Annotated in this window: 25 protein-coding genes; 9 read left to right on the forward strand and 16 right to left on the reverse strand. The window is 55.3% G+C overall.

Translation table 11 applies throughout. From position 1 onward, the window contains the following. Nucleotide 1: 1 nt before the first annotated feature. A complete protein-coding gene (gene murQ / locus AC2TE5_RS16970) occupies nucleotides 2–895 on the reverse strand; it encodes an N-acetylmuramic acid 6-phosphate etherase (protein ID WP_484612073.1) in 894 nt (297 codons plus the stop codon). A 117-nt stretch (nucleotides 896–1,012) separates the two neighbouring features. Between murQ and AC2TE5_RS16975 the strand changes: the two genes are divergently transcribed. Both AC2TE5_RS16975 and AC2TE5_RS16980 read left to right on the forward strand, forming a co-directional pair. Continuing rightward, on the forward strand, nucleotides 1,013–1,861 hold the full coding sequence (locus AC2TE5_RS16975) for a MurR/RpiR family transcriptional regulator (protein WP_023308844.1): 849 nt from the start codon (nucleotides 1,013–1,015) through the stop codon (nucleotides 1,859–1,861). Between the two features lie 46 nt (nucleotides 1,862–1,907). Continuing rightward, on the forward strand, nucleotides 1,908–2,168 hold the full coding sequence (locus AC2TE5_RS16980; protein ID WP_213328036.1) for a YfhL family 4Fe-4S dicluster ferredoxin: 261 nt from the start codon (nucleotides 1,908–1,910) through the stop codon (nucleotides 2,166–2,168). On the opposite strand, the gene acpS is transcribed toward AC2TE5_RS16980, so the two are convergent. From acpS to rseD, 12 genes are all read right to left on the reverse strand, one after another. Beyond that, entirely contained in the window at nucleotides 2,165–2,545 is a 381-nt protein-coding gene (acpS, locus tag AC2TE5_RS16985; protein ID WP_213328035.1) for a holo-ACP synthase, read from the reverse strand. The two genes, AC2TE5_RS16980 and acpS, sit on opposite strands and share 4 nt — an antisense overlap. Further along, nucleotides 2,545–3,276: a pyridoxine 5'-phosphate synthase gene (gene pdxJ, locus AC2TE5_RS16990; protein WP_213328034.1), complete on the reverse strand. Its 732-nt coding sequence runs from the start codon at nucleotides 3,274–3,276 to the stop codon at nucleotides 2,545–2,547. Before pdxJ ends, acpS begins: the two co-directional genes overlap by 1 nt. Before the next feature lie 33 nt (nucleotides 3,277–3,309). Next, complete coding sequence (gene recO / locus AC2TE5_RS16995) at nucleotides 3,310–4,017, reverse strand: DNA repair protein RecO (RefSeq protein WP_159514707.1); 708 nt, start codon at nucleotides 4,015–4,017, stop codon at nucleotides 3,310–3,312. 17 nt (nucleotides 4,018–4,034) lie between these two features. After that, nucleotides 4,035–4,940, reverse strand: a complete 906-nt coding sequence (era, locus tag AC2TE5_RS17000; protein WP_042715851.1) for a GTPase Era — start codon at nucleotides 4,938–4,940, stop codon at nucleotides 4,035–4,037. Further along, nucleotides 4,937–5,617, reverse strand: a complete 681-nt coding sequence (gene rnc, locus AC2TE5_RS17005; protein ID WP_003860711.1) for a ribonuclease III — start codon at nucleotides 5,615–5,617, stop codon at nucleotides 4,937–4,939. The genes era and rnc overlap by 4 nt, the downstream gene beginning before the upstream one ends. Nucleotides 5,618–5,839: 222 nt before the next feature. Beyond that, a complete protein-coding gene (gene lepB, locus AC2TE5_RS17010; RefSeq protein WP_213328033.1) occupies nucleotides 5,840–6,814 on the reverse strand; it encodes a signal peptidase I in 975 nt (324 codons plus the stop codon). Nucleotides 6,815–6,829: 15 nt separating this feature from the next. Further along, the gene (lepA, locus tag AC2TE5_RS17015; RefSeq protein ID WP_063143397.1) at nucleotides 6,830–8,629 is read right to left on the reverse strand and encodes a translation elongation factor 4; all 1,800 of its coding nucleotides are present in this window, start codon (nucleotides 8,627–8,629) and stop codon (nucleotides 6,830–6,832) included. A 185-nt stretch (nucleotides 8,630–8,814) separates the two neighbouring features. After that, nucleotides 8,815–9,291, reverse strand: coding sequence for a SoxR-reducing system protein RseC (gene rseC, locus AC2TE5_RS17020; protein WP_023308850.1), 477 nt, complete (start codon nucleotides 9,289–9,291; stop codon nucleotides 8,815–8,817). Continuing rightward, nucleotides 9,288–10,241 (reverse strand): sigma-E factor regulatory protein RseB, encoded by a 954-nt coding sequence (gene rseB, locus AC2TE5_RS17025; protein ID WP_121425087.1) that lies wholly within the window; start codon nucleotides 10,239–10,241, stop codon nucleotides 9,288–9,290. Before rseB ends, rseC begins: the two co-directional genes overlap by 4 nt. After that, on the reverse strand, nucleotides 10,241–10,891 hold the full coding sequence (gene rseA, locus AC2TE5_RS17030) for an anti-sigma-E factor RseA (protein ID WP_008502186.1): 651 nt from the start codon (nucleotides 10,889–10,891) through the stop codon (nucleotides 10,241–10,243). Before rseA ends, rseB begins: the two co-directional genes overlap by 1 nt. Before the next feature lie 31 nt (nucleotides 10,892–10,922). Beyond that, on the reverse strand, nucleotides 10,923–11,498 hold the full coding sequence (gene rpoE, locus AC2TE5_RS17035) for an RNA polymerase sigma factor RpoE (protein WP_006176728.1): 576 nt from the start codon (nucleotides 11,496–11,498) through the stop codon (nucleotides 10,923–10,925). Next, complete coding sequence (gene rseD / locus AC2TE5_RS17040; RefSeq protein WP_229255512.1) at nucleotides 11,495–11,557, reverse strand: rpoE leader peptide RseD; 63 nt, start codon at nucleotides 11,555–11,557, stop codon at nucleotides 11,495–11,497. The genes rpoE and rseD overlap by 4 nt, the downstream gene beginning before the upstream one ends. A gap of 363 nt (nucleotides 11,558–11,920) precedes the next feature. Between rseD and nadB the strand changes: the two genes are divergently transcribed. Continuing rightward, complete coding sequence (nadB, locus tag AC2TE5_RS17045) at nucleotides 11,921–13,540, forward strand: L-aspartate oxidase (protein WP_484612074.1); 1,620 nt, start codon at nucleotides 11,921–11,923, stop codon at nucleotides 13,538–13,540. Here the strand turns inward: nadB and trmN are convergent. Beyond that, complete coding sequence (trmN, locus tag AC2TE5_RS17050; RefSeq protein ID WP_023344703.1) at nucleotides 13,525–14,262, reverse strand: tRNA(1)(Val) (adenine(37)-N(6))-methyltransferase TrmN; 738 nt, start codon at nucleotides 14,260–14,262, stop codon at nucleotides 13,525–13,527. The two genes, nadB and trmN, sit on opposite strands and share 16 nt — an antisense overlap. 132 nt (nucleotides 14,263–14,394) lie before the next feature. On the opposite strand from trmN, the gene srmB reads away from it, so the two are divergent. Continuing rightward, nucleotides 14,395–15,723: an ATP-dependent RNA helicase SrmB gene (srmB, locus tag AC2TE5_RS17055; protein WP_023308854.1), complete on the forward strand. Its 1,329-nt coding sequence runs from the start codon at nucleotides 14,395–14,397 to the stop codon at nucleotides 15,721–15,723. Between the two features lie 50 nt (nucleotides 15,724–15,773). On the opposite strand, the gene grcA is transcribed toward srmB, so the two are convergent. Continuing rightward, nucleotides 15,774–16,157 (reverse strand): autonomous glycyl radical cofactor GrcA, encoded by a 384-nt coding sequence (grcA, locus tag AC2TE5_RS17060; protein ID WP_008502190.1) that lies wholly within the window; start codon nucleotides 16,155–16,157, stop codon nucleotides 15,774–15,776. Between the two features lie 313 nt (nucleotides 16,158–16,470). Between grcA and ung the strand changes: the two genes are divergently transcribed. Then, nucleotides 16,471–17,160: a uracil-DNA glycosylase gene (gene ung, locus AC2TE5_RS17065; RefSeq protein ID WP_023333064.1), complete on the forward strand. Its 690-nt coding sequence runs from the start codon at nucleotides 16,471–16,473 to the stop codon at nucleotides 17,158–17,160. 40 nt (nucleotides 17,161–17,200) lie between these two features. Here ung and AC2TE5_RS17070 read toward each other — a convergent pair whose 3' ends face one another. Then, nucleotides 17,201–18,331: a tRNA/rRNA methyltransferase gene (locus tag AC2TE5_RS17070; protein ID WP_484612075.1), complete on the reverse strand. Its 1,131-nt coding sequence runs from the start codon at nucleotides 18,329–18,331 to the stop codon at nucleotides 17,201–17,203. Nucleotides 18,332–18,535: 204 nt separating this feature from the next. On the opposite strand from AC2TE5_RS17070, the gene trxC reads away from it, so the two are divergent. From trxC to pssA, 4 genes are all read left to right on the forward strand, one after another. Continuing rightward, nucleotides 18,536–18,955: a thioredoxin TrxC gene (trxC, locus tag AC2TE5_RS17075; RefSeq protein WP_023308858.1), complete on the forward strand. Its 420-nt coding sequence runs from the start codon at nucleotides 18,536–18,538 to the stop codon at nucleotides 18,953–18,955. Nucleotides 18,956–19,024: 69 nt separating this feature from the next. Then, nucleotides 19,025–19,723, forward strand: a complete 699-nt coding sequence (locus AC2TE5_RS17080) for a tRNA-uridine aminocarboxypropyltransferase (RefSeq protein ID WP_213328028.1) — start codon at nucleotides 19,025–19,027, stop codon at nucleotides 19,721–19,723. A 35-nt stretch (nucleotides 19,724–19,758) separates the two neighbouring features. After that, on the forward strand, nucleotides 19,759–22,422 hold the full coding sequence (locus tag AC2TE5_RS17085; RefSeq protein WP_484612076.1) for a bifunctional acetate--CoA ligase family protein/GNAT family N-acetyltransferase: 2,664 nt from the start codon (nucleotides 19,759–19,761) through the stop codon (nucleotides 22,420–22,422). A 110-nt stretch (nucleotides 22,423–22,532) separates the two neighbouring features. Next, nucleotides 22,533–23,888, forward strand: coding sequence for a CDP-diacylglycerol--serine O-phosphatidyltransferase (pssA, locus tag AC2TE5_RS17090; RefSeq protein ID WP_213328229.1), 1,356 nt, complete (start codon nucleotides 22,533–22,535; stop codon nucleotides 23,886–23,888). Nucleotides 23,889–23,892 lie beyond the last annotated feature (4 nt).

Here is a 23,892-nt window from a genome sequence, read left to right on the forward strand (position 1 = left end):
GTTAGTTTTCTAATGCCGCCCGTAAGAAGCCGTTATGCACAGCGAGTTTGGCTCTCGCGGTCGCCGCATCCAGCCCGCTTAAGATCATCAGAATGGCCGGTTTAACATCGTGATCGGTCTGCTTGAGTACCGCTTCTGCCTCTTCACGGCCCGCGCCTGTCGCCTCCATCACCATGCGGCAGGCTCTGTCCACCAGCTTGACGTTGGTGGCCTGCATATCCACCATCAGGTTCTGATACACCTTGCCGAACTTCACCATCGCGCCGGTAGAGATCATATTGAGCACCAGCTTTTGCGCGGTCCCGGATTTCAGGCGCGTGGAGCCGGTGAGCGCTTCCGGCCCGACAACCGGAGAGATAGCGATAGCGGCCACCTGCGCAATCGGGGAGCCCGGATTACAGGAGATGGCCACCGTCGTGCAGCCGGTCTGGTTGGCGTATTCCAGGCCGCCAATGACGTACGGCGTGCGCCCGGATGCCGCCAGCCCGACCACCAGATCCTTCGCGGTCAGATTCAGACCCTTCAGGTCATCCTCACCCAGCTGTTTGTTATCTTCCGCCCCTTCAACGGCTTTCAGCAGCGCGCCGGGTCCACCGGCAATCAACCCAACGACCAGACCATGCGGAACCCCAAAGGTTGGCGGACATTCTGACGCATCCAGCACCCCAAGACGCCCGCTGGTGCCCGCCCCCATGTAGATAATACGGCCGCCGGCCTTGAGGGCTTCCGCCGCCGCATCGACAGCTTTCGCCACCTCGGGTAATGTCTCTTTCACTGCCTGCGCGACCAGCGTATCCTGTTGATTAAAGCGGTTAACCAGCTCCAGGGTGGAGAGCGCATCCAGATCCATGGTTTGCGGGTTACGCGTTTCAGAAACAAGTGAGCCAAGATTCATTTTTGTACCTCAAGAATTTTTAATTCATAATAATCACACTATAATGGAATATAAAATTCATTCAGGCGAGCAAAATTCGTATTTGCGCAGATAATCATATTTTCGCCAGGAGACCGTATGAACTGTTTAATTCGCATTCGCCAGCGCTACGCAGGCTTTGCCCAAAGCGACAAGAAGCTGGCGGATTTTCTGCTTTCTCAACCTGACCACGCGCGCCATCTCAGCTCGCAGCAGCTGGCGAGTGAAGCCGGCGTGAGCCAGTCCAGCGTGGTGAAATTTGCGCAGAAGATTGGCTTTAAGGGGTTCCCCGCCCTCAAGCTGGCGATCAGCGAAGCGCTGGTGAGCAACCCCAACCCGCAGTCCATGCCGGTGCATAATCAGATCCGCGGCGATGACCCGATGCGGCTGGTCGGCGAAAAGCTGATCAAAGAGAACGTGGCGGCCATGCATGCGACGCTCGACGTGAATACGGAAGAGAAGCTGCTGGAGAGCGTGGCGATGCTGCGCGGCGCGCGGCGCATCATACTGACCGGCATCGGCGCGTCCGGACTTGTGGCGCGGAACTTTGGCTGGAAGCTGACGAAAATTGGGCTTAACGCCATCGTCGAGCAGGATATGCACGCCCTGCTGGCGACCGTACAGGCGATGGATCCTGACGATCTGCTGCTGGCTATCTCCTACTCAGGCGAGCGCCGTGAAATCAATATGGCCACCGATGAAGCCCTGCGCGTCGGCGGTAAAATTCTGGCGATCACCGGTTTTACTCCGAATGCCCTGCAGCAGCGGGCCACGCGCTGTTTATATACCATTGCCGAAGAGCAGGCCACGCGCAGCGCGGCTATCTCGTCCACCAGCGCGCAGATGATGCTGACGGACCTGCTGTTTATGGCGCTGGTGCAGCAGGATCTCGAGCGCGCGCCCGAGCGCATTCGTCACAGCGAAGAACTGGTAAAGAAACTGGTTTGACGCGTATAATGCCCGCCCAATTTGTGTTGTTTCTGAGAATTTCCTGATGGCGCTGTTAATTACCAAAAAATGCATTAATTGCGATATGTGCGAGCCCGAATGCCCAAACCAGGCGATTTCGATGGGCGACAGCATTTATGAGATTAACAGCGACCGCTGCACGGAATGCATCGGCCACTATGAAACGCCGACCTGTCAGAAAGTGTGCCCGATCCCGAATACCATCCTGAAGGATCCGGCCCACCTCGAGAGCGAAGAGCAGCTATGGGATAAGTTTGTCCTGATGCACCACGCGGACAAGCTTTAACTTTCGATGATCACCGTCGCGCTGGCATAGTGGCGTTCATCCGCGATCGTCACGTGCATGTAATTCACCCCCAGCTTTTCCGCCAGCTTTTGCGCTTCCCCCCACAGACGCAGGCTCGGTTTGCCCAGCTCATCGTTAAATACTTCGAACTGGTTAAACGCCAGGCCGTTACGAATGCCGGTCCCGAAGGCTTTGGCCGCCGCCTCTTTTACCGCAAAGCGCTTTGCCAGAAAGCGCACCGGCTGCTGATGCGCTTCCCAGATGGCCCACTCGTTATCGCTCAGCACGCGTCTTGCGAGGCGATCGCCGCTACGGGCGATCACCGCTTCAATGCGGGCTATTTCAACGATATCGGTGCCTAAGCCCAGAATGGCCATTACTGACGCGCTTCCTGCATCAGGCGTTTCATTTCTAAAACCGCCTCTTTCAGACCGCTCATCACCGCACGGCCAATGATGGCGTGGCCGATGTTCAGCTCGTGCATTTCCGGCAGGGCGGCAATGGCCTTCACATTGTGGTAGGTCAGGCCGTGACCGGCGTTAACCTTCAGGCCCAGGCTTGAGGCATACGTGGCCGCTTTGGCGATACGCTCCAGCTCTTTGGCCTGTTCGGCGTCATTTTTGGCATCGGCATAACAGCCGGTGTGAATTTCAATATACGGTGCGCCCACGTCGGCCGCCGCTTTAATCTGGGCGAAATCGGCGTCGATAAACAGAGAAACCAGGATACCGGCATCCGCCAGACGTTTGCAGGCATCGCGCATTTTGTCGAGCTGCCCGGCCACATCCAGACCGCCTTCGGTGGTCACTTCCTGGCGTTTTTCCGGCACCAGGCAGCAGAAATGCGGCTGAGTCTCGCAGGCAATGGCCAGCATCTCTTCGGTAACCGCCATCTCCAGATTCATACGGGTGTCCAGCGTCTGACGCAGAATGCGCACGTCGCGGTCAGTAATGTGGCGACGGTCTTCACGCAGGTGAACGGTAATGCCGTCAGCGCCAGCCTGTTCAGCGATAAACGCTGCCTGAACCGGATCGGGATACGCCGTGCCGCGCGCATTACGCAGCGTGGCGATATGATCGATGTTGACGCCTAACAGTAATTCAGCCATGACAATCCTCGGTTTTCTTTTCGATTCTGTGGTCTAACGTTTCGGCACAAACTGCCTGAATAATTCGCGGCTCTTTAAGGGCTTGCCGCCAAGATACGGCTTGAGGGCAATCCGGGTAAAGCGTTTTGCTGCGCGCAGGGTGTCCAGATCGGGAAACTCGCGCTCATACAGCGCCCGGAGCTGGCGCCCGGTAAAGGTGCTGTTGTCTATCACGATACTGGCAATGAAGCCCTTTTCTTCACGGTAGCGGTAGGTCATGGTGTCTTCTACCTCGTCCCCGCTGCCCGCACAGTGCAGAAAATCTACGCCGTACCCGAGGTGGCCCAGAAGCGCCAGTTCGAAACGACGCAAGGCGGGTTCGGGCGTGCCGGTTGCGCCAGCAAGCGCCTGGATACAGTGCAGATAATCGAAGAAAAGTTCAGAGAAGCGAGTCTCATGTTCAAGAACCCGTGAGATGAGTTCGTTGACATACAGACCGCTGTAGAGCGTGATGCCAGAAAGAGGAAGCGCCAGGGAGACGGCTTCGGCGCTGCGCAGGGTTTTCACTTCCCCTCGCCCACCAAAGCGTACCAGCAGCGGCGTGAAAGGCTGTAGGGCACCTTTCAGATTAGAACGTTTGGAACGTGCGCCTTTCGCAACAAGGCGCACGCGGCCCGACTCTTCCGTGAAGACGTCCAGCATGAGGCTGGTTTCGCTCCAGGGACGACTGTGCAGGACAAAGGCGCGCTGCCATCCATCCATATGCTCGTCGTCTTAAGTTACTGGTCTTCGCCGTAACCGAGGCTGCGCAGAGCACGCTCATCATCGGCCCAGCCAGATTTCACTTTCACCCACAGTTCGAGGTGAACCGGCGCTTCGAACATCTCCATCATGTCCTTACGGGCTTCAATACCGATGGTTTTGATCTTGGCCCCTTTGTTGCCGATCACCATCTTCTTCTGCCCTTCGCGCTCAACGAGGATCAGGCCGTTGATGTCGTAGCCACCGCGTTCGTTGGTCTGGAAACGCTCGATCTCCACCGTCACAGAGTACGGCAGTTCAGCGCCCAGGAAACGCATCAGCTTTTCACGGATGATTTCAGACGCCATAAAGCGCTGAGAGCGATCGGTGATGTAGTCTTCCGGGAAGTGATGAATCGCTTCCGGCAGATGCTTACGCACGATGCCCGCGATGGTATCCACGTTCAGGCCGGTCTCAGCAGACAGCGGAACGATGTCGAGGAAGTTCATCTGGCTACCGAGCCACTGTAGATGCGGCAGCAGGTCGGCCTTTTCCTGCACGTTATCAACTTTGTTGACCGCGAGGATGACCGGCGTTTTGCCGTCACGCAGCTTGTTCAGCACCATCTCGTCGTCCGGCGTCCAGCGGGTGCCTTCAACAACGAAAATCACCAGCTCTACGTCGCCAATCGAGCTGCTCGCCGCCTTGTTCATCAGACGGTTGATGGCGCGCTTCTCTTCCATGTGCAGGCCTGGGGTATCGACGTAGATCGCCTGATACGCGCCTTCAGTATGGATGCCGACGATGCGGTGACGCGTGGTCTGCGCCTTACGCGAGGTGATAGAAATCTTCTGCCCGAGCAGATTATTCAGCAGGGTGGATTTACCAACGTTCGGACGTCCGACGATGGCAATAAATCCGCAATAGGTTTTGTCGATGCTCATTCCAGCTCCAGCATTTTTAACGCCTGTTCGGCGGCAGCCTGTTCAGCCTTACGACGGCTTGAACCTGTGCCCACCACCGGTTCACTCAGGCCACTGACCTGGCAATGGATGGTAAATTCCTGATCGTGCGCTTCGCCACGTACCTGCACCACCAGATAAGATGGCAGCGGCAGATGACGACCCTGCAAATATTCCTGCAGACGCGTTTTCGGATCTTTTTGTTTATCGCCCGGACTGATTTCGTCCAGACGGGTCTGATACCAGTTCAGGATCAGCTTTTCTACGGTCTGGATATCGCTGTCCAGGAACACACCACCAATTAATGCTTCGACCGTATCGGCAAGAATAGATTCACGACGGAAGCCGCCGCTTTTCAGTTCACCCGGTCCAAGACGCAGACATTCGCCCAGCTCAAATTCGCGCGCGATTTCCGCAAGGGTATTACCCCGAACCAGCGTGGCACGCATGCGGCTCATATCACCTTCATCCACGCGCGGGAAACGGTGATAAAGCGCATTCGCAATCACGAAACTTAAAATAGAGTCGCCTAAAAACTCGAGACGCTCATTATGTTTGCTGCTGGCACTGCGGTGGGTTAATGCCTGTTGCAACAACTCCTGATGATGAAAAGTGTAGCCCAGCTTCCGTTGAAGCCGATTAATTACGATGGGGTTCATGCGATACCAATAAATGAATGCGTCAAAAATGCAGCACACGAAACCGACCTGAGAAAACCAACGCGGTTTCGTGTGCCGTGGCACCCTTGCAGGGCCAACCTTAAACTTCGGGGGAATATTCTATACACAACGACAGGGGATGTCGTTAGTTCGAAGAGATTTATCGTGGAAATAATTCACGTAGCCGCTAATTAAAGCGGCTACGCGTTCATTTAGTGAGAATTAATGGATTCCGCCGATACGATTCAGGCGTACACCGGTCGGCCATTCGCCTTCCTGCTTCTCAAAACTCATCCAGATGGCGGTAGCTTTACCCACCAGATTCGCTTCCGGCACAAAGCCCCAGTAACGGCTGTCCGCAGAGTTATCGCGGTTGTCACCCATCATGAAGTAATGTCCTGGCGGTACAATCCAGCTCGCCAGCTGCTGGCCCGGCTGGCGATAGTACATACCCAGCTGATCCTGCGCGATTGGCACGGTGAGGATACGGTGCGTCACATCGCCCAGCGTCTCTTTGCGCTCAACCAGACGGATGCCGTCCTCTTTGGTTTCACCTTTCGGTACCTGGAAGAATCCGCTGGTCGCTTCGCCGCCGTTACGACGGGCGAAGGTCTGCACAAAATCACTTGGCTCAACGTTTGAGTAGGTGATTGGCAGCGCGTTTTCACATGCGGTACCGGAGCTGCAGCCCGGCTGAACGGTGACTTCTTTCGCAACCGGATCGTAAGTGACTTTATCACCCGGCAAACCTACCGCACGCTTGATGTAGTCCAGGCGCGGGTCTTCCGGATATTTGAACACCACGATGTCGCCACGTTTCGGATGACCGGTTTCGATCAGCGTTTTCTGGTAGATAGGATCTTTAATGCCGTAGGCAAACTTCTCTACCAGAATAAAATCACCAATTAGCAGCGTTGGCATCATTGAACCTGATGGGATTTGGAACGGCTCGTAAATAAACGAACGTACCACCAGCACAATCGCCAGCACCGGAAATACCGAGGCACCCGTTTCCAGCCAGCCCGGTTTCGGACCGACCTTCTTCAGGGTTTTCGCGTCAATCCCATCATCAGTGGCTGCCTGTGCGGCAGCCTGACGTTCACGACGTTTTGGGGCGAAGATAAACTTATCCAGACACCACAGCAGACCTGTCACCAGGGTAGCAATGACCAGGATCAGGGCAAACATGTTCGCCATGCCAACTCCTTAGGGTTATTTGCCGTCTTTACCAACGTGAAGGATGGCAAGGAATGCTTCCTGCGGCAGCTCGACGTTACCGACCTGCTTCATACGCTTCTTACCGTCTTTCTGCTTCTGCAGCAGCTTTTTCTTACGGCTGACGTCACCGCCATAGCACTTGGCCAGAACGTTTTTACGCAGCTGTTTCACGGTTGAACGCGCGATAATGTGGTTGCCAATGGCCGCCTGAATCGCGATATCGAACTGCTGACGCGGGATCAGCTCTTTCATCTTCTCAACCAGCTCGCGGCCACGGTATGGCGCGTTGTCGTTGTGGGTGATCAGCGCCAGCGCATCCACGCGCTCGCCGTTGATCAGCACGTCCACACGCACCATGTTGGAGGCCTGGAAGCGTTTGAAGTTGTAATCCAGTGACGCATAGCCACGGGAGGTGGACTTCAGACGGTCAAAGAAGTCGAGAACCACTTCCGCCATTGGGATTTCATAGGTCAGCGCCACCTGGTTACCGTGGTAAACCATGTTGGTCTGCACGCCACGCTTCTCAATACACAGCGTAATGACGTTACCCAGGAATTCCTGCGGCAGCAGCATGTGACACTCTGCAATAGGCTCACGCAGTTCATGAATGTTGTTCAGCGGCGGCAGCTTGGACGGGCTGTCAACGTAGATCACTTCTTTCGAGGTGGTTTCAACTTCATAGACTACGGTCGGTGCCGTGGTGATCAGATCCAGATCGTATTCACGCTCCAGACGCTCCTGAATGATCTCCATGTGCAGCAGACCAAGGAAGCCACAGCGGAAGCCGAAGCCCAGCGCCGTTGAGCTTTCTGGCTCGTAGAACAGGGAAGCATCGTTCAGGCTCAGTTTACCGAGCGCGTCGCGGAAGTTTTCATAGTCGTCAGAGCTGACCGGGAACAGACCCGCGTAAACCTGCGGTTTCACCTTTTTAAAGCCTGGCAGCGCTTTATCTGCCGGGTTACGCGCACCGGTCAGGGTATCGCCCACCGGCGCGCCGAGGATGTCTTTAATGGCGCAGACCAGCCAGCCTACCTCGCCGCACGTCAGCTCGGTACGGTCAACCTGTTTTGGCGTGAAGATACCCAGACGGTCGGCGTTGTAGACCTGTCCGGTACTCATTACCTTGATTTTGTCGCCTTTACGCATGGTGCCGTTTTTAATACGCACCAGCGAGACTACGCCCAGATAGTTATCGAACCAGGAGTCGATAATCAGCGCCTGCAGTGGCGCATCCGGATCGCCTTCCGGGGCCGGAATGTCACGTACCAGGCGTTCCAGCACGTCGGTTACGCCCACACCGGTTTTCGCGGAGCAGCGCACGGCGTCGGTCGCGTCAATGCCGACAATATCTTCAATCTCTTCCGCTACGCGCTCAGGATCGGCGGCTGGCAGGTCGATCTTGTTCAAAACCGGCACAACTTCGAGATCCATTTCCATCGCGGTGTAGCAGTTTGCCAGGGTCTGGGCTTCAACGCCCTGCCCGGCATCCACCACCAGCAGCGCGCCTTCACAGGCCGCGAGCGAGCGTGAAACCTCATAGGAGAAGTCAACGTGGCCTGGGGTGTCGATAAAGTTCAGTTGATAGGTTTCACCATCAGCCGCTTTGTAATCAAGCGTAACGCTCTGCGCTTTAATGGTGATACCGCGTTCGCGTTCCAGGTCCATGGAGTCCAGAACCTGGGCTTCCATTTCACGATCAGACAGGCCACCGCAAATCTGGATAATACGGTCAGACAGCGTCGACTTACCGTGGTCAATGTGAGCAATGATCGAAAAGTTACGTATGTTCTTCATATAGTTAAATAATTATGCCTTACGAATTCCTGGAGGCCGCTGTTCTTAGCCTGACGTTTTTCAGTGCGAAAACGCAGCATTCTACACTACATCCTCGCTACCTGGAAATGCACTTAGAGACAGGTATAGCGTGAAGAAAGGACGTTTTCTGTTTTAGGGTGTAAAAAATGATAAAGCCCGATGGATCACCGGGCCTCAGAAGAGAGCGTTTCAACACGAAGCTGGTCTGGCGCCAGCCCAACGCTGAGAATGACAGGCTGCCACTCCTCGCGCGCGGCGAGCGTCGGAGAAAGACCTTTGGCAAGCCAGAATCCCCCTACGCCACCCAATGCGGCACCGCACATGGCGGCCACATCGGTACCAAACAGCATCTGAAACAGGCCGCCCATGATAAACAGCCCGACCAGCGGAGAGAGATACACCAGCATGGCGGAACTCAGCAGACTGCCTTCCGCGATGCCCAACTCTACCTTTTGCCCCGCCATCAGCGGCTGTTCGCTTGGCACAGAAATCGTGTGCGATGTTTGCGGCCCGAGCTTATTCAGCACGCGGCTGCCGCAGCCGGCGCGGGATGCGCAGCTATTGCATGAGGCTTTTACATCGCAGCTAACCAGCGCAATGCCGTTCTGCCACGAGACAACCGTCGCCCACTCTTTGATCATTGTGCGGCCCTGAATTTAATGCTGTCGGAGATGCGCTTCGCCGTTTGCGGAGGAAGTTCTCCCACAATGGTGATCTCTGCGTTATCGCGGACCGTTGTACTCACCGTACGGCGCCCGGTACGCAGCATTTGTTCGGCGCTGTTTGCCGTTGCGCGATTGATATTCACCGAGAAGCTGAACAAGCCGTCGGAATAGAGGCGCGATTCCACCGGCGTTTCAATCGTTGGCAGCTGACGACGGCTGCTGGACACTTCGCTAAACCCTTGCGGGATCCAGGCAGGTACCCAGTTGAACTTAACGGAATCCCCGGCAGGAACAGAAAGCAGCGGCGGCAGGCTGGCCTTAGCCAGGTTCTGCATGCTGTTACCAACCTGATTGTTCACGCTAAAGGAGATAACCCGGAACTGTTCCAGCGTTTCGCCGTCACGATCGAGGAGGTCAACACGCATGGGGAGTTTGGTTTCGGCGTCAATCCAGACGATATAGCTGTAGCGCGTTCCGTCCCGGGCAACAACGCGAATCACCTCGCACAGTCTGTCCGCGATGCGGGTACGCCCTACCGAAATAAAATCGTAGTAAGGGGCAAGCCGTTTGAAGTCGGTGTAAATGAGTGACGGTAGAGAATCAACGATATAATCGCCATTCAGCGTGAAAGGTTCCAGGCCTGGCTCGAAATAGCTGATTTCGTTGCCACGCTGGACAACTTCCCGACGCGGACCATCCATCTGTAGAAGCTGGGCGAGCGGCTGGTTATCAAGACGGGCATGACGATAGCGTAACGACTCGACGCCCTGCTTATTGATGCTGATAAATGCCAACTCGTAATTGAGTGACTGGCTAGCCAGATTCATTTGCTGCAACAACGCCCCGGATGAAACATCAGCCGAGGCGTTGGCAGAGAAGAACAGGCTACCCGCCATCAGAGACATGGCGAACCAAAGTTGCTTCATTACTGCGATTGCGTTCCTAAAGTTTGGTTTCCGGGCACCTGCACAGCAGCTTGCTGTGTCTGGGCCTGCTCAAACTGAAGCTGTTCAGAGTGCAGACGACGCTGCAACTCGTAATCCTGCAACATCGCATTAATGCGACGGCGCTGCTCCTGAACCTGCTGCTGCTGACCGCCGCTGGCGGAAGCATCAGCCGGTACGCCCAGACTTACCGGGCTGGCTTTGCCCATCATCGGCAGTGTGTTAAACACTGGCGCTTCTGGCTGCTGATTAGTTTCAGACTGAGTATTATAGTGCTGGACGCCAACAATAACTGCAAGCGATACGCATGCAGCCACACCCATTTGGGTAAGCTGGCTGGCCCACGGACGCACCTTTTGCCAGAACGGCATTTTCTGCCACTGGTGAGGCGCAGGTTGAGCTTCAGGAATCAGCGGAGTGGTCTGATGGACAGGCTCATTCTCAATCGCCGCCATGACGCGGGCTGAGATATCGAAATGGAGAACCTCGCCGGTGTCACCGCGAAGGGTGTCACGGATGAGATGGTAACTCTCCCAGGTCTCTTGCATTTCGGGTGAATGAGACAGCTCGTTGAGCAGCTCACTATCCACCGTTTCACCATCCATTAAAGCGGAAAGTTTTTCTTTCTGCATGCCTAATACCTTTTCCAGTATCCCGCTATCGTCAACGCCTGATAAGCGGTTGAACTTTATTATCAATAGCTTCTCGCGCACGGAAAATTCGTGAACGTACCGTGCCGACCGGACAATCCATGATAGCGGCTATCTCTTCATAGCTCAGACCATCCAGCTCCCGTAACGTAATTGCCATGCGTAAATCTTCCGGGAGCGACTCGATCGTGCGAAAAACGATTTGTCTCAGTTCTTCTGACAACATTAAGTTCTCAGGGTTCGAAATTTCTTTCAATGCGCCGCCACTTTCGAAGTTTTCGGCGTCGATTGCGTCCACATCACTTGAAGGCGGACGACGGCCCTGAGCGACCAGATAATTCTTTGCCGTATTGACCGCAATACGGTACAGCCAGGTATAAAAAGCACTATCTCCCCGGAAAGAATCCAGCGCGCGATAGGCCTTAATAAAAGACTCTTGCACCACATCAGGCACATCGCCTGACGGTACATAGCGGGAAACCAGACTCGCCACCTTATGCTGGTAGCGCACCACCAGTAAGTTAAAGGCTTTCTGATCTCCCTTCTGGACCCGTTCAACCAGGACCTGGTCCGTTAACTGCTCGCTCATCCGAGGTAATGTCTCCCCAAACCTAAATTCCACGCGTTATCGAAACGCCACTCTAAAATACCGCACTTTGAGCAAGCACCGAATTAGAGTGTCTGATCTTCAATAAGTTCCGTAACGCCTTTGTTTTTGTTCATCGCGCCGCAGACCGTTCATTTTCTCTCATTATAAGTCTGTTCACGATACGCACCACTTTCTGACAAGAAACATCTTTTTCCCGCCAGAAGAGTAACGCAACACAGGCTTTATTTCACCACAAAATCTGACGCTAACGATCTGCTTCGCAAAATAATTTCACTCATTTACCCTCCGTTTACCTCCGCTTACGCGTTTAGCCATTGCAACAGCCTCTAAAAAAAACGTGCGATAAATCGCATTCGAGTGCTATTCTGACCTAACACTGTTTAGTAAATTAAACAACAATCATGAACACAACATCTGAACTCCATTGTGATGTACTGATCATCGGCAGCGGCGCTGCCGGTCTCTCTCTGGCGCTGCGCCTGGCCGAGCATCAAAACGTTATCGTTCTGAGTAAAGGACCGATAAGTGAAGGTTCTACGTTTTATGCCCAGGGCGGCATTGCCGCCGTGTTTGATGAAACAGACAGCATTGCATCCCACGTCGACGATACGCTGATTGCCGGGGCCGGGATCGTGGATGCGCACGCCGCAGAGTTTGTCGCCAGCAACGCCCGCCACTGCGTTCAGTGGCTCATCGACCAGGGCGTTTTATTCGATACACAGGTTCAACCCAACGGTGAAGAGAGCTACCATCTGACACGCGAAGGCGGCCATAGCCACCGCCGAATCCTGCACGCAGCGGATGCCACCGGAAAAGAAGTGGAAACCACGCTGGTCAGCAAAGCGCTGAACCATCCTAATATTCGCGTTCTCGAGCGAAGTAATGCCGTTGACCTGATCATTTCCGACAAGATTGGCCTGCCCGGCACGCGTCGCGTGGTGGGCGCCTGGGTCTGGAACCGTAATAAAGAGAAGGTGGAAACCTGCCAGGCGAAGGCAGTGGTGCTGGCGACGGGCGGCGCCTCCAAGGTGTATCAGTACACCACGAACCCGGACATTGCCTCCGGAGACGGTATCGCGATGGCCTGGCGCGCTGGCTGCCGGGTGGCGAACCTCGAGTTTAATCAGTTTCACCCAACCGCCCTGTTCCACCCTCAGGCGCGCAACTTCCTGCTGACGGAAGCCCTGCGCGGTGAAGGCGCTTATCTGAAGCGCCCTGACGGCTCCCGCTTTATGCCCGACTTTGACGCACGGGGCGAACTGGCCCCGCGCGATATCGTTGCCCGCGCCATCGATCATGAAATGAAACGTCTTGGCGTGGACTGCATGTATCTTGATATCAGCCATAAGCCAGCAGAGTTCATTCGCCAGCATTTCCCGATGATTTACGAAAAGCTGCTCAATCTTGGCATTGATTTAACGCGCGATCCGGTGCCCATTGTGCCAGCGGCCCACTATACCTGCGGTGGCGTGATGGTTGACGATCATGGACGTACCGATGTGGACGGTCTGTATGCTATCGGTGAGGTCAGCTATACCGGACTTCACGGCGCGAACCGTATGGCCTCTAACTCGCTGCTTGAATGTCTGGTGTACGGCTGGTCAGCAGCGGAAGACATCACCAAGCGCATGCCTTACGCCCGCGAGACAGAGCACCTGCCAGCCTGGGATGAAAGCCGCGTGGATAACCCGGACGAGCTGGTCGTGATCCAGCACAACTGGCATGAGCTACGGCTCTTTATGTGGGACTACGTGGGGATTGTGCGCACCACGAAACGCCTGGAACGCGCCTTGCGCCGCATCACCATGCTGCAGCAGGAAATTGATGAGTACTATGCCAATTTCCGCGTATCCAATAACCTGCTGGAGCTACGCAATCTGGTGCAGGTGGCCGAGCTGATTGTTCGCTGCGCGATGATGCGTAAAGAGAGCCGTGGGCTGCACTATACCCTCGACTACCCGGATCAGCTTGCTGAGTCCGGCCCGTCGATACTCGCCCCGCAGGTTTACATAAACAGATAAAACGCCTGGGTCAGAGCAGTGTAATCTTCGGAATAACGCTGGTCTGGCCCACGGATCACCATCCGGTCATTAAAGCATTCACCCTCTTTTGGCGAGAGCGCCAGCAGCACGCGGTGCGGCAGTCGCCCTTCCGTATCCGAAATATCGGTACGCAGACGTAACGTCCAGCCGATCTCCTGCGCGATACCGATGAACGTGTTGCCGGTACTCTCAGGCAGGACCACGCAGAAAAAACCTTCTTCGGAGATGAGTTCTGCCGCACTGGTGAGTAGCGCTTTATGATCGAGGGAGCCGGTATAACGCGCCTGTTCACGCTCGGGTGTCCCGCACTCAACGCCGGGTTCGTAGTAGGGAGGATTGCTGACGATCAGATCGTAACGCGCGGTTTGCTCAGGCGCCCAGGCGAGCACATCTGCGCATTCCACCTTCATTCGGGCTGCCCAGGGAGATTCGGCCATATTATCACTCGCCTGCTCTGCGGCCTGCGCATCCAGTTCGACGGCATCAATGGTGACATGTTCTTCCGTACGCTGCGCCAGCATCAACGCCACCAGCCCGCTGCCGGTACCGATATCAAGAATACGCTTAACACCTGCGACAGGCGCCCACGCTCCCAGTAAAATACCGTCTGTACCGACTTTCATGGCACAGCGATCGTGGGCGACAAAAAATTGTTTGAACGTAAAACCATCGCGGCGCAGCTGCGCTTTGAGTTGAGACATGTCAGGGCAACCTTCTAAGTGAAACTGGAGTAGCATAGGGGAAAGCGAAGTGGCCGAAAAGCGATATCCATACAAACAGATGAAGATTACAGCCGTAACGTCTATAATCAGCGCCCCAAACAGAGGTAGAACATGACTGTAACGACTTTTTCCGAACTTGAACTCGATGAAAGCCTGCTCAATGCACTTGAGAGCAAAGGCTTTACACGCCCGACCGCCATTCAGGCAGCGGCCATTCCGCCTGCGCTTGAGGGCCGCGATGTGCTCGGTTCTGCGCCAACCGGCACGGGGAAGACAGCAGCCTATTTGCTGCCTGTGTTGCAGCATCTGCTCGATTTTCCACGTAAAAAATCTGGCCCGCCGCGTATTTTAATCCTGACGCCTACGCGCGAACTGGCAATGCAGGTTGCCGATCACGCGCGTGAACTCGCGGCAAATACTCATCTGGATATCGCCACCATCACCGGTGGCGTTGCGTATATGAACCACGCCGAAGTGTTCAGCGAAAACCAGGACATCGTCGTTGCGACTACGGGACGCCTGCTGCAGTACATTAAAGAAGAGAACTTCGACTGCCGCGCGGTTGAAACGCTGATCCTCGACGAAGCCGACCGCATGCTGGACATGGGCTTCGCACAGGATATCGAGCATATTGCCGGGGAAACGCGCTGGCGTAACCAGACGATGCTGTTCTCTGCCACCCTCGAAGGGGAAGCGATCAAAGACTTCGCAGAGCGTCTGCTGGAAGATCCGGTTGAAGTCTCGGCGACGCCGTCCACCCGTGAGCGTAAGAAGATCCACCAGTGGTACTACCGCGCGGACAACCTCGAGCACAAGGTCGAATTGCTGAAACACCTGCTGAAGCAGGAAGATGCTCTGCGCACCATCGTGTTTGTGCGTAAGCGCGAGCGCGTGCACGAGCTGGCTGAAATGCTGCGTAACGCCGGGATCAACAACTGCTATCTTGAAGGCGAGATGGCGCAGATCAAGCGTACCGAAGGCATCAAGCGCCTGACCGACGGTCGCGTTAACGTGCTGGTTGCGACTGACGTTGCCGCTCGTGGGATCGACATCCCGGACGTCAGCCACGTCATTAACTTCGATATGCCGCGCAGCGGAGATACCTACCTGCACCGTATTGGCCGTACCGGCCGCGCGGGCCGCAAAGGGATTGCGATTTCACTGGTCGAAGCGCATGACTACCTGCTGCTGCAGAAGATTGGCCGCTATGTTGATGAGCCGCTGAAAGCGCGCGTTATTGACGAACTCCGCCCGACCACGCGCGCGCCGAGTGAAAAGATGACGGGTAAACCGTCCAAGAAAGCGCTCGCGAAACGTGCTGAGAGAAAAGAGAAAGAAAAAGAGAAACCGCGCGTGAAGCAGCGCCACCGCGATACCAAAAATATTGGTAAGCGCCGTAAGCCAAGCTCTGCCGCACCAGAGACGAAAACTGAAGAGTAAAAAAAAGCCGGGGATTTCCCCGGCTTTTTTATTCCCCCCTGCTGAAGCCGTTACAGGCTTTCAGTAAAGGTACGGGCGATAACATCGCGCTGCTGTTCTGGAGTCAGTGAGTTAAAGCGAACCGCATAGCCGGACACGCGGATGGTCAGCTGCGGGTATTTTTCAGGATGCTCAACCGCGTCCATCAGCGTTTCGCGGCGCAGTACGTTTACGTTCAGGTGCTGACCACCTTCCACGCGCACTTCCGGTTTCACTTCCATTGGAATTTCACGGTACTCGATTTCGCCCAGTTTGCTCACCGGCACGATTTCATCTTCAGCAAAACCCGCTTTCGCAACGACACAGCGCGCTTCGTTTTTCTCGCTGTCCAGCAGCCAGAAAGAATTGAGCAGATCGTCATTTGCAGCTTTAGTAATCTGGATACCTGTAATCATGTGTTGCCTCCCTAGGCTACATTAACTGATGTCGGCCTCTCGCGGCCAATTGGTAAAACCATTGTTTCTTGTGTGTATATATATCATTCACACCCCGGTGATTTATTGATTTAAATCAACAAAAACACCAACCACATAAAGAGTGTGGTTTGAATTTATTGTTTTAGATCAATTTCGCAACCTTACCAATTCAACTTGCCCTGCATCTTTTCAAAATAAATTTAGCCACTTAGCGCACTTTTCAGCGTGTAATTTTGCTCACCGGGGTTAAACAGGTAAGCTAGTCACAGATTGAGATTCGCAGGAGAGCGAGATGACAACACCTTTAACCTGGCATGACGTGCTGGCAGAAGAAAAGCAGCAGCCTTATTTTATCAATACGCTCAGCACCGTTGCCGCTGAGCGTCAGTCTGGACAGACGATTTACCCGCCACAGAAAGATGTGTTCAACGCCTTTCGCTACACCGAACTGAGCGATGTGAAAGTGGTGATTTTGGGCCAGGATCCCTATCACGGCCCTGGGCAGGCGCATGGGCTGGCGTTTTCCGTCCGTCCGGGCGTGGCTATCCCCCCTTCTCTGCTCAACATGTATAAAGAGCTTGAGGGAACCGTGCCCGGGTTTACCCGGCCAAACCACGGCTACCTGGAAAGCTGGGCGCGCCAGGGCGTGCTGTTACTGAATACGGTGCTTACCGTACGGGCGGGCCAGGCGCACTCGCACGCCAGCCTTGGGTGGGAAACCTTTACCGATAAAGTCATCAGCCTTATCAACGAGCATCGTGAAGGGGTCGTGTTTTTACTCTGGGGTTCTCACGCGCAGAAGAAAGGGGCGATTATCGATCGTCAGCGTCATCACGTGTTGAAAGCACCGCACCCGTCACCGCTGTCTGCTCATCGCGGTTTCTTTGGCAGTAATCATTTTGTTCTGGCGAATGAATGGCTGGAAAAACGTGGCGAAACGCCAATTGACTGGATGCCTGTATTACCGGCAGAGAGCGAGTAGGATTTGAATGTGCCGGGTCAGGCCCGGCACATTAAGAGGCTTATGCCTTGTTCTGACGCCACCACTCGGCCAGCAGTACGCCGGTCGCAACGGATACGTTCAGACTTTCCACATTACCTGTCCCGTCGATAGAGACGCTCAGATCCGCACTGGAGAGCGCCGCGTCAGACAGACCATCGCGTTCCTGACCTAATACCAGCACCATTTTACGCGGCAGCGTCGCTTTAAACAGCGGCGTACCGGAATGGCTCGAGGTAGTCACGATGGAATAGCCCGCTTTACGGAACTGCTCAAGGGCATCCAGAACGCTGTCGCCGGTGATCGGCTGTACGTGCTCGGCTCCGCCTTCCGCAGTACGGATCGCGGCGCCGGATTCCAGCAGCGCGGCATCCTGCAACAGCACGCCTTTCACGCCAAAGTGCGCGCAGCTGCGCATCATTGCGCCCAGGTTGTGCGGGTTACCCACATCTTCCAGCGCCAGCACGCAGTCATCGGCATCCGCCTGGCTGACCCACTGCTGCACGGTCGTGCCATTACGTTTTTTGATCAGGAAGCAGACGCCGCCGTGGTGTTCAGTACCGGACGCTTTGGTCAGCTCGGCATCATCCACAACGTGGTAGGCTTTACGGTTCGCAGCCATCCAGCGCAGTGCTTCTTTAAAGCGCGGAGTCACGCTCTGGATAAACCAGGCGCGGACGATACACTCAGGACGGCTCTGGAACAGCGCCTGGCAGGCGTTTTCGCCATACACGCGGGTCTCTTCTGCGCGCTGACGGCGCAGCACTTCCGGGTCGATGAAGCTTTTACCGCTGATACCGCCGTGATCGGCTTTTTCCGGCGTCTCATCGCCAGGGGCGCGAGAAACGGTGCGCCACGGGGAGGCGTTATCGCGTGAGAAGTCATCACGCGGACGATCGTCGCGTGGACGGTCACTGCGTGGGCGGTCGGAACGCGGACGGTCATCGCGTTTGCGATCGTCACGTTTGCGGTCATCACCGCGGTTATTTTTGTCATCGCGGGCGGGGCGACGGCCACCGTCTGCACGAGAAGACGCCGGACGCCCGCCACCTTTTCCGGTACGCGGATTTTGGGTGCGTTTATCAGAGTCATCATCACTGCGGACATACATCACTTTGACCTTGCCGCTTTTGTTTTTCATTTCGTCGTTCATGCTTTTCTCCACCAGCGCTGCGCGAAGCGCGCAGATTACCCGATGTGCCAGCGCATAGCCATAATTTCGTACAAAAGCCTGTGACTATTGTTCTCATTGAATAAAACGCATTGTTGTTTCAAACAGGCTCATTGATAATATGTAACATATTAGAAACATTATCGGCGTTCTGCCGCTGTCCCACGGCTCTATCAGAGGTTAGTTATGAATACCGTATGTGCCAACTGTCAGGCTCTTAATCGCATTCCGGACGATCGGATGGAAGATGGTGCGAAATGCGGACGTTGTGGCCATGAATTATTTGATGGCGATGTCATTAACGCGACGGGTGCTACGCTGGACAAACTCCTCAAGGACGATCTTCCTGTCGTGATCGATTTCTGGGCGCCATGGTGCGGCCCATGCCGTAGCTTCGCGCCGATCTTCGAAGATGTGGCCGAAGAGCGCAGCGGAAAAATGCGGTTCGTGAAGGTCAATACCGAAGCTGAACCCGAACTGAGCGCACGTTTTCGTATTCGCAGCATCCCGACCATTATGATTTTCAAAAATGGCGAAGTGATCGATATGCTCAACGGTGCGGTTCCAAAAGCGCCTTTTGAAAGCTGGTTAAACGAGTCGCTGTAACATTCACGGGGCACATCTTGTGCCCCGCTCCCGCCTCTGCGAAAATAGTGTTTTTCCTGCATTTCGCCCATGACTGATAACGCTGTCCTTAAATTACGCGCCGAACGCCTTGCGCGCGCCACCCGACCGTTCCTCGCCCGAGGCAACCGTATTCGCCGCTGTCAGCGCTGCCTGCTGCCGCTGAAGGTTTGTCTGTGCGAGACGCTGGCTCCGAGTACGGCGGAGAGCCGTTTTTGTCTGGTCATGTTCGATACCGAGCCGATGAAACCCAGCAATACAGGGCGTCTTATCGCCGATATTCTGCCGGATACGGCCGCGTTTCAGTGGTCCCGTACGGAGCCACCTCAGGCCCTGCTCGACTTAGTGGCAAGCAAGGACTATCAGCCGATGGTCGTTTTCCCCGCGTCATATGCAGGCGTGGATCGCCAGGTGCTTTCAGTGCCGCCATCCGGTAAACCACCGCTGTTTATTATGCTGGACGGTACCTGGACCGAAGCGCGGAAAATGTTTCGCAAAAGCCCCTATCTCGACGCGCTGCCGGTGATTTCTGTCGATCTTTCCCGCGTCTCCGCCTACCGCCTGCGTGAAGCGCATGCTGACGGGCAATACTGCACCGCCGAAGTGGCCATTGCGCTTCTGGATTTAGCGGGAGATACCGCCGCAGCTGGCGCCCTGGGCAACCATTTCTCATGCTTCCGGGAGCGCTATCTGGCGGGAAAAACCGTTCATAAGGGCAGCGTCACAGCACTCGAGCCAGAAAGCGTTTAAAATCATCAGGTCGCTTGCATTCACAGGAGGCCTGCATGAGCCAGCGAGGGTTAGAAGCGCTACTTCGTCCTAAATCCATTGCCGTCATCGGCGCATCAATGAAACCGGATCGTGCTGGCTATCTGATGATGCGCAACCTGCTGGCCGGGGGTTTTAATGGCCCCGTCATGCCCGTCACGCCGGCTTATAAGGCCGTTCAGGGGGTGCTTGCATGGCCTGACGTACAAAGCCTGCCTTTCGTACCGGATCTTGCCGTGCTCTGTACAAACGCGAAGCGTAACCTGGAACTGCTGGAGTCACTCGGCAAGAAGGGCTGTAAAACCTGCATTATTCTCTCGTCTCCCCCTGAACAGAAAGCCGAGCTTCTGGCCTGCGCCAGCCGCTATCAAATGCGCATTCTCGGGCCAAACAGTCTGGGCCTGCTCGCCCCCTGGCAGGGGCTGAATGCCAGTTTCTCCCCGGTTCCAATCCGCAAAGGCAAACTCGCATTTATCTCGCAGTCGGCTGCGGTATCGAACACCATCCTCGACTGGGCGCAGCAGCGTGAAATGGGATTCTCCTACTTCATTGCCCTGGGCGACAGCCTGGATATCGACGTTGATGAGCTACTGGATTTTCTGGCGCGTGACGGCAAAACCAGTGCGATCCTGCTTTATCTTGAGCACCTCAGCGACGCGCGTCGTTTTGTCTCGGCTTCACGAAGCGCTTCGCGCAATAAGCCGATCCTGGTGATCAAAAGCGGACGAAGCCCTGCGGCACAGCGTTTGCTGCATTCGCATTCCGGCATGGATCCTGCATGGGATGCCGCCATCCAGCGCGCGGGGTTGCTGCGGGTGCAGGATACGCACGAGCTTTTTTCCGCCGTTGAGACGTTAAGCCATATGCGCCCGTTGCGCGGTGAGAAATTAATGATTGTCAGTAACGGTGCCGCCCCTGCCGCGCTCGCGCTGGATGAGCTGTGGCGGCGCTTCGGCAAGCTGGCAACGCTGAGTGAAGAGACGCTACAGCGCCTGAAAGACGCGCTTCCGACCAGCGTGACGCCCGGCAATCCGCTTGATTTGCGCGATGACGCCAGCAGCGACCGCTATATCAGGGTGATTTCCATTTTGCTGGATAGCCAGGATTTTGATGCGCTGATGATTATCCACTCCCCGAGCGCGGTCGCACCGGGCAGCGAAAGCGCGCGCGCGCTCATTGACGCCGTGCACAACCATCCACGAGGCAAATATGTCACCCTGCTCACCAACTGGTGCGGTGAATTTTCCTCTCAGGAGGCGCGGCGCTTGTTCAGCGAGGCCGGGCTGCCAACCTACCGTACGCCGGAAGGCACCATCACCGCGTTCATGCATATGGTGGAATATCGCCGCAACCAGAAACAGCTGCGTGAGACCCCGGCTTTGCCCGGGAATCTGACGGCGAACACCGTCGACGTTCACCGGCTGTTGCAGCAGGCCATTGAAGAAGGCGCGACGTCGCTTGATACGCATGAGGTCCAGCCCATTCTGGGCAGCTACGGGATGCAAACCCTGCCGACCTGGATCGCCAGCGACAGCGCTGAGGCCGTGCATATTGCCGAGCAAATTGGCTATCCGGTGGCCCTGAAGCTGCGCTCCCCGGACATCCCGCATAAGTCTGATGTACAGGGGGTTATGTTATACCTGCGTACTGCGACTGAGGTGCAGCAGGCAGCTGATGCCATTTTCGACCGGGTCAAAATGGCCTGGCCGCAGGCAAGGATCCACGGATTGCTGGTGCAAAGCATGGCCAACCGCGCTGGGGCTCAGGAATTACGGGTGGTGGTCGAACACGATCCCGTCTTCGGCCCGCTCATCATGCTGGGGGAAGGTGGCGTTGAGTGGCGCCCGGAGGAGCAGGCCGTGGTCGCTTTACCGCCGCTGAACATGAACCTGGCGCGCTATCTGATCATCCAGGCGATTAAAAGTAAAAAGATCCGTGGCCGGAGCGCGCTGCGTCCGCTTGATATTGCCGGGTTAAGCCAGTTCCTGGTACAGGTCTCTAACCTGATTGTGGATTGTGCTGAGATCCAGCGGCTGGACATTCATCCGCTACTCGCCTCCGGCAATGAGTTCACGGCGCTGGACGTGACCCTGGATATCGCGCCATTCGACGGAGACAGAGAGAGCCGTCTGGCAATCCGCCCGTATCCCCTACAGCTGGAGGAGTGGGTTGAGATGAAGAATGGGGAACGCGCCTTGTTCCGCCCTATTCTGCCGGAAGATGAGCCCCAGCTGCGGGCCTTTATCTCTCAGGTCACGAAAGAGGATCTTTATTATCGCTATTTTAGCGAAATCAACGAATTTACCCACGATGATTTAGCCAATATGACCCAGATCGACTACGATCGAGAAATGGCGTTTGTTGCCGTTCGTCGCTCCGATAAGGGGGATGAGATCCTCGGCGTCACGCGTGCGATTTCTGACCCGGATAACGTCGATGCGGAGTTTGCGGTGCTGGTGCGCTCCGATCTTAAAGGCCTGGGTCTGGGAAGACGGCTGCTGGAAAAACTCATCAGTTATACGCGAGATCACGGATTGTTACGCCTCAATGGCATTACTATGCCTAACAATCGCGGTATGGTGACCCTGGCGCGAAAACTTGGGTTTGACGTTGATATTCAGCTGGACGAAGGTATTGTGGCCTTGTCCCTCAGTCTGACATCAGCAGACAAACGCGAGTAAGCTACTGGAAATGTTACCCACTTTGGACGGGACTGGTGGTATCATTGTCCGCTTATGTTGTTTGCATGGTACAGACAACCCTTCAATGAACAGAGAAGAAACGCACTGTGATGTTGTCAAAATTTAAGCGTAATAAACATCAACAACACCTTGCTCAACTACCGAAGATTTCTCAGTCAGTTGATGATGTAGAGTTCTTTTACGCTCCCGCTCATTTTCGGGAGACGCTTCTGGAAAAGATTGCCAGCGCCACGCGACGCATTTGCATTGTGGCGCTGTATCTTGAACAGGATGAAGGCGGGCGCGCGATCCTGAACGCGCTCTATGAAGCCAAACGTCAGCGCCCGGAACTCGATGTTCGCGTGCTGGTCGACTGGCATCGCGCTCAGCGTGGCCGTATTGGCGCGGCTGCGTCAAACACCAATGCCGACTGGTATTGCCGCACGGCGCAGGAAAATCCTGGCGTTGATGTGCCTGTTTATGGCGTCCCGGTTAATACCCGTGAAGCGCTCGGCGTACTTCATTTCAAGGGCTTCATCATTGATGACAGCGTGCTTTACAGCGGCGCAAGTCTGAATGATGTTTACCTTCATCAGCTCGATAAATATCGCTACGACCGCTACCATCTGATCCGTAATCCGCAGATGGCCGATATCATGTTCAACTGGGTTGATAAAAACCTGGTCCATGGACGCGGTGTTAATCGCCTTGACGATCCCGAGCGTCCTAAAAGCCCGGAAATCAAAAACGATGTTCGCGCCTTCCGCCAGGAGCTGCGTGACGCGGTCTATCATTTCCAGGGCGATGCGAACAACGAAGAGTTATCCGTTACCCCGCTGGTAGGGCTCGGCAAATCGAGCCTGTTGAACAAAACGATCTTCCATCTGATGCCGTGCGCGGAGCAGAAACTCACCATCTGTACGCCGTACTTCAACCTTCCTGCCGTGCTGGTGCGTAATATCATTCAGCTGCTGCGCGACGGTAAAAAAGTGGAAATCATCGTTGGTGATAAAACCGCAAACGACTTCTTCATTCCTGAAGATCAGCCGTTCAAAATCATCGGTGCGCTGCCTTATCTCTATGAGATTAACCTGCGCCGTTTCCTGAGCCGTTTACAGTATTACGTAAACACTGACCAGCTGGTTGTGCGTCTCTGGAAAGACGAAGACAACACTTACCATCTGAAAGGAATGTGGGTCGACGATGAGTGGATGCTGCTGACCGGTAACAACCTGAACCCACGCGCGTGGCGACTGGATCTGGAAAACGCTATCCTGATCCATGACCCGCAGCATGAGTTAGCCACAAAACGTGAGCGTGAGCTGGAGCTGATTCGCACACATACCACTGTGGTTAATCATTACCGCGAACTGCAGAGCATTGCCGATTATCCGGTGAAAGTCCGCAAGCTTATCCGCCGCTTACGTCGTATCCGTATCGACCGACTTATCAGCCGTATTCTGTAATGTC

It is taken from the genome of Enterobacter sp. N5-15 (assembly GCF_057221635.1).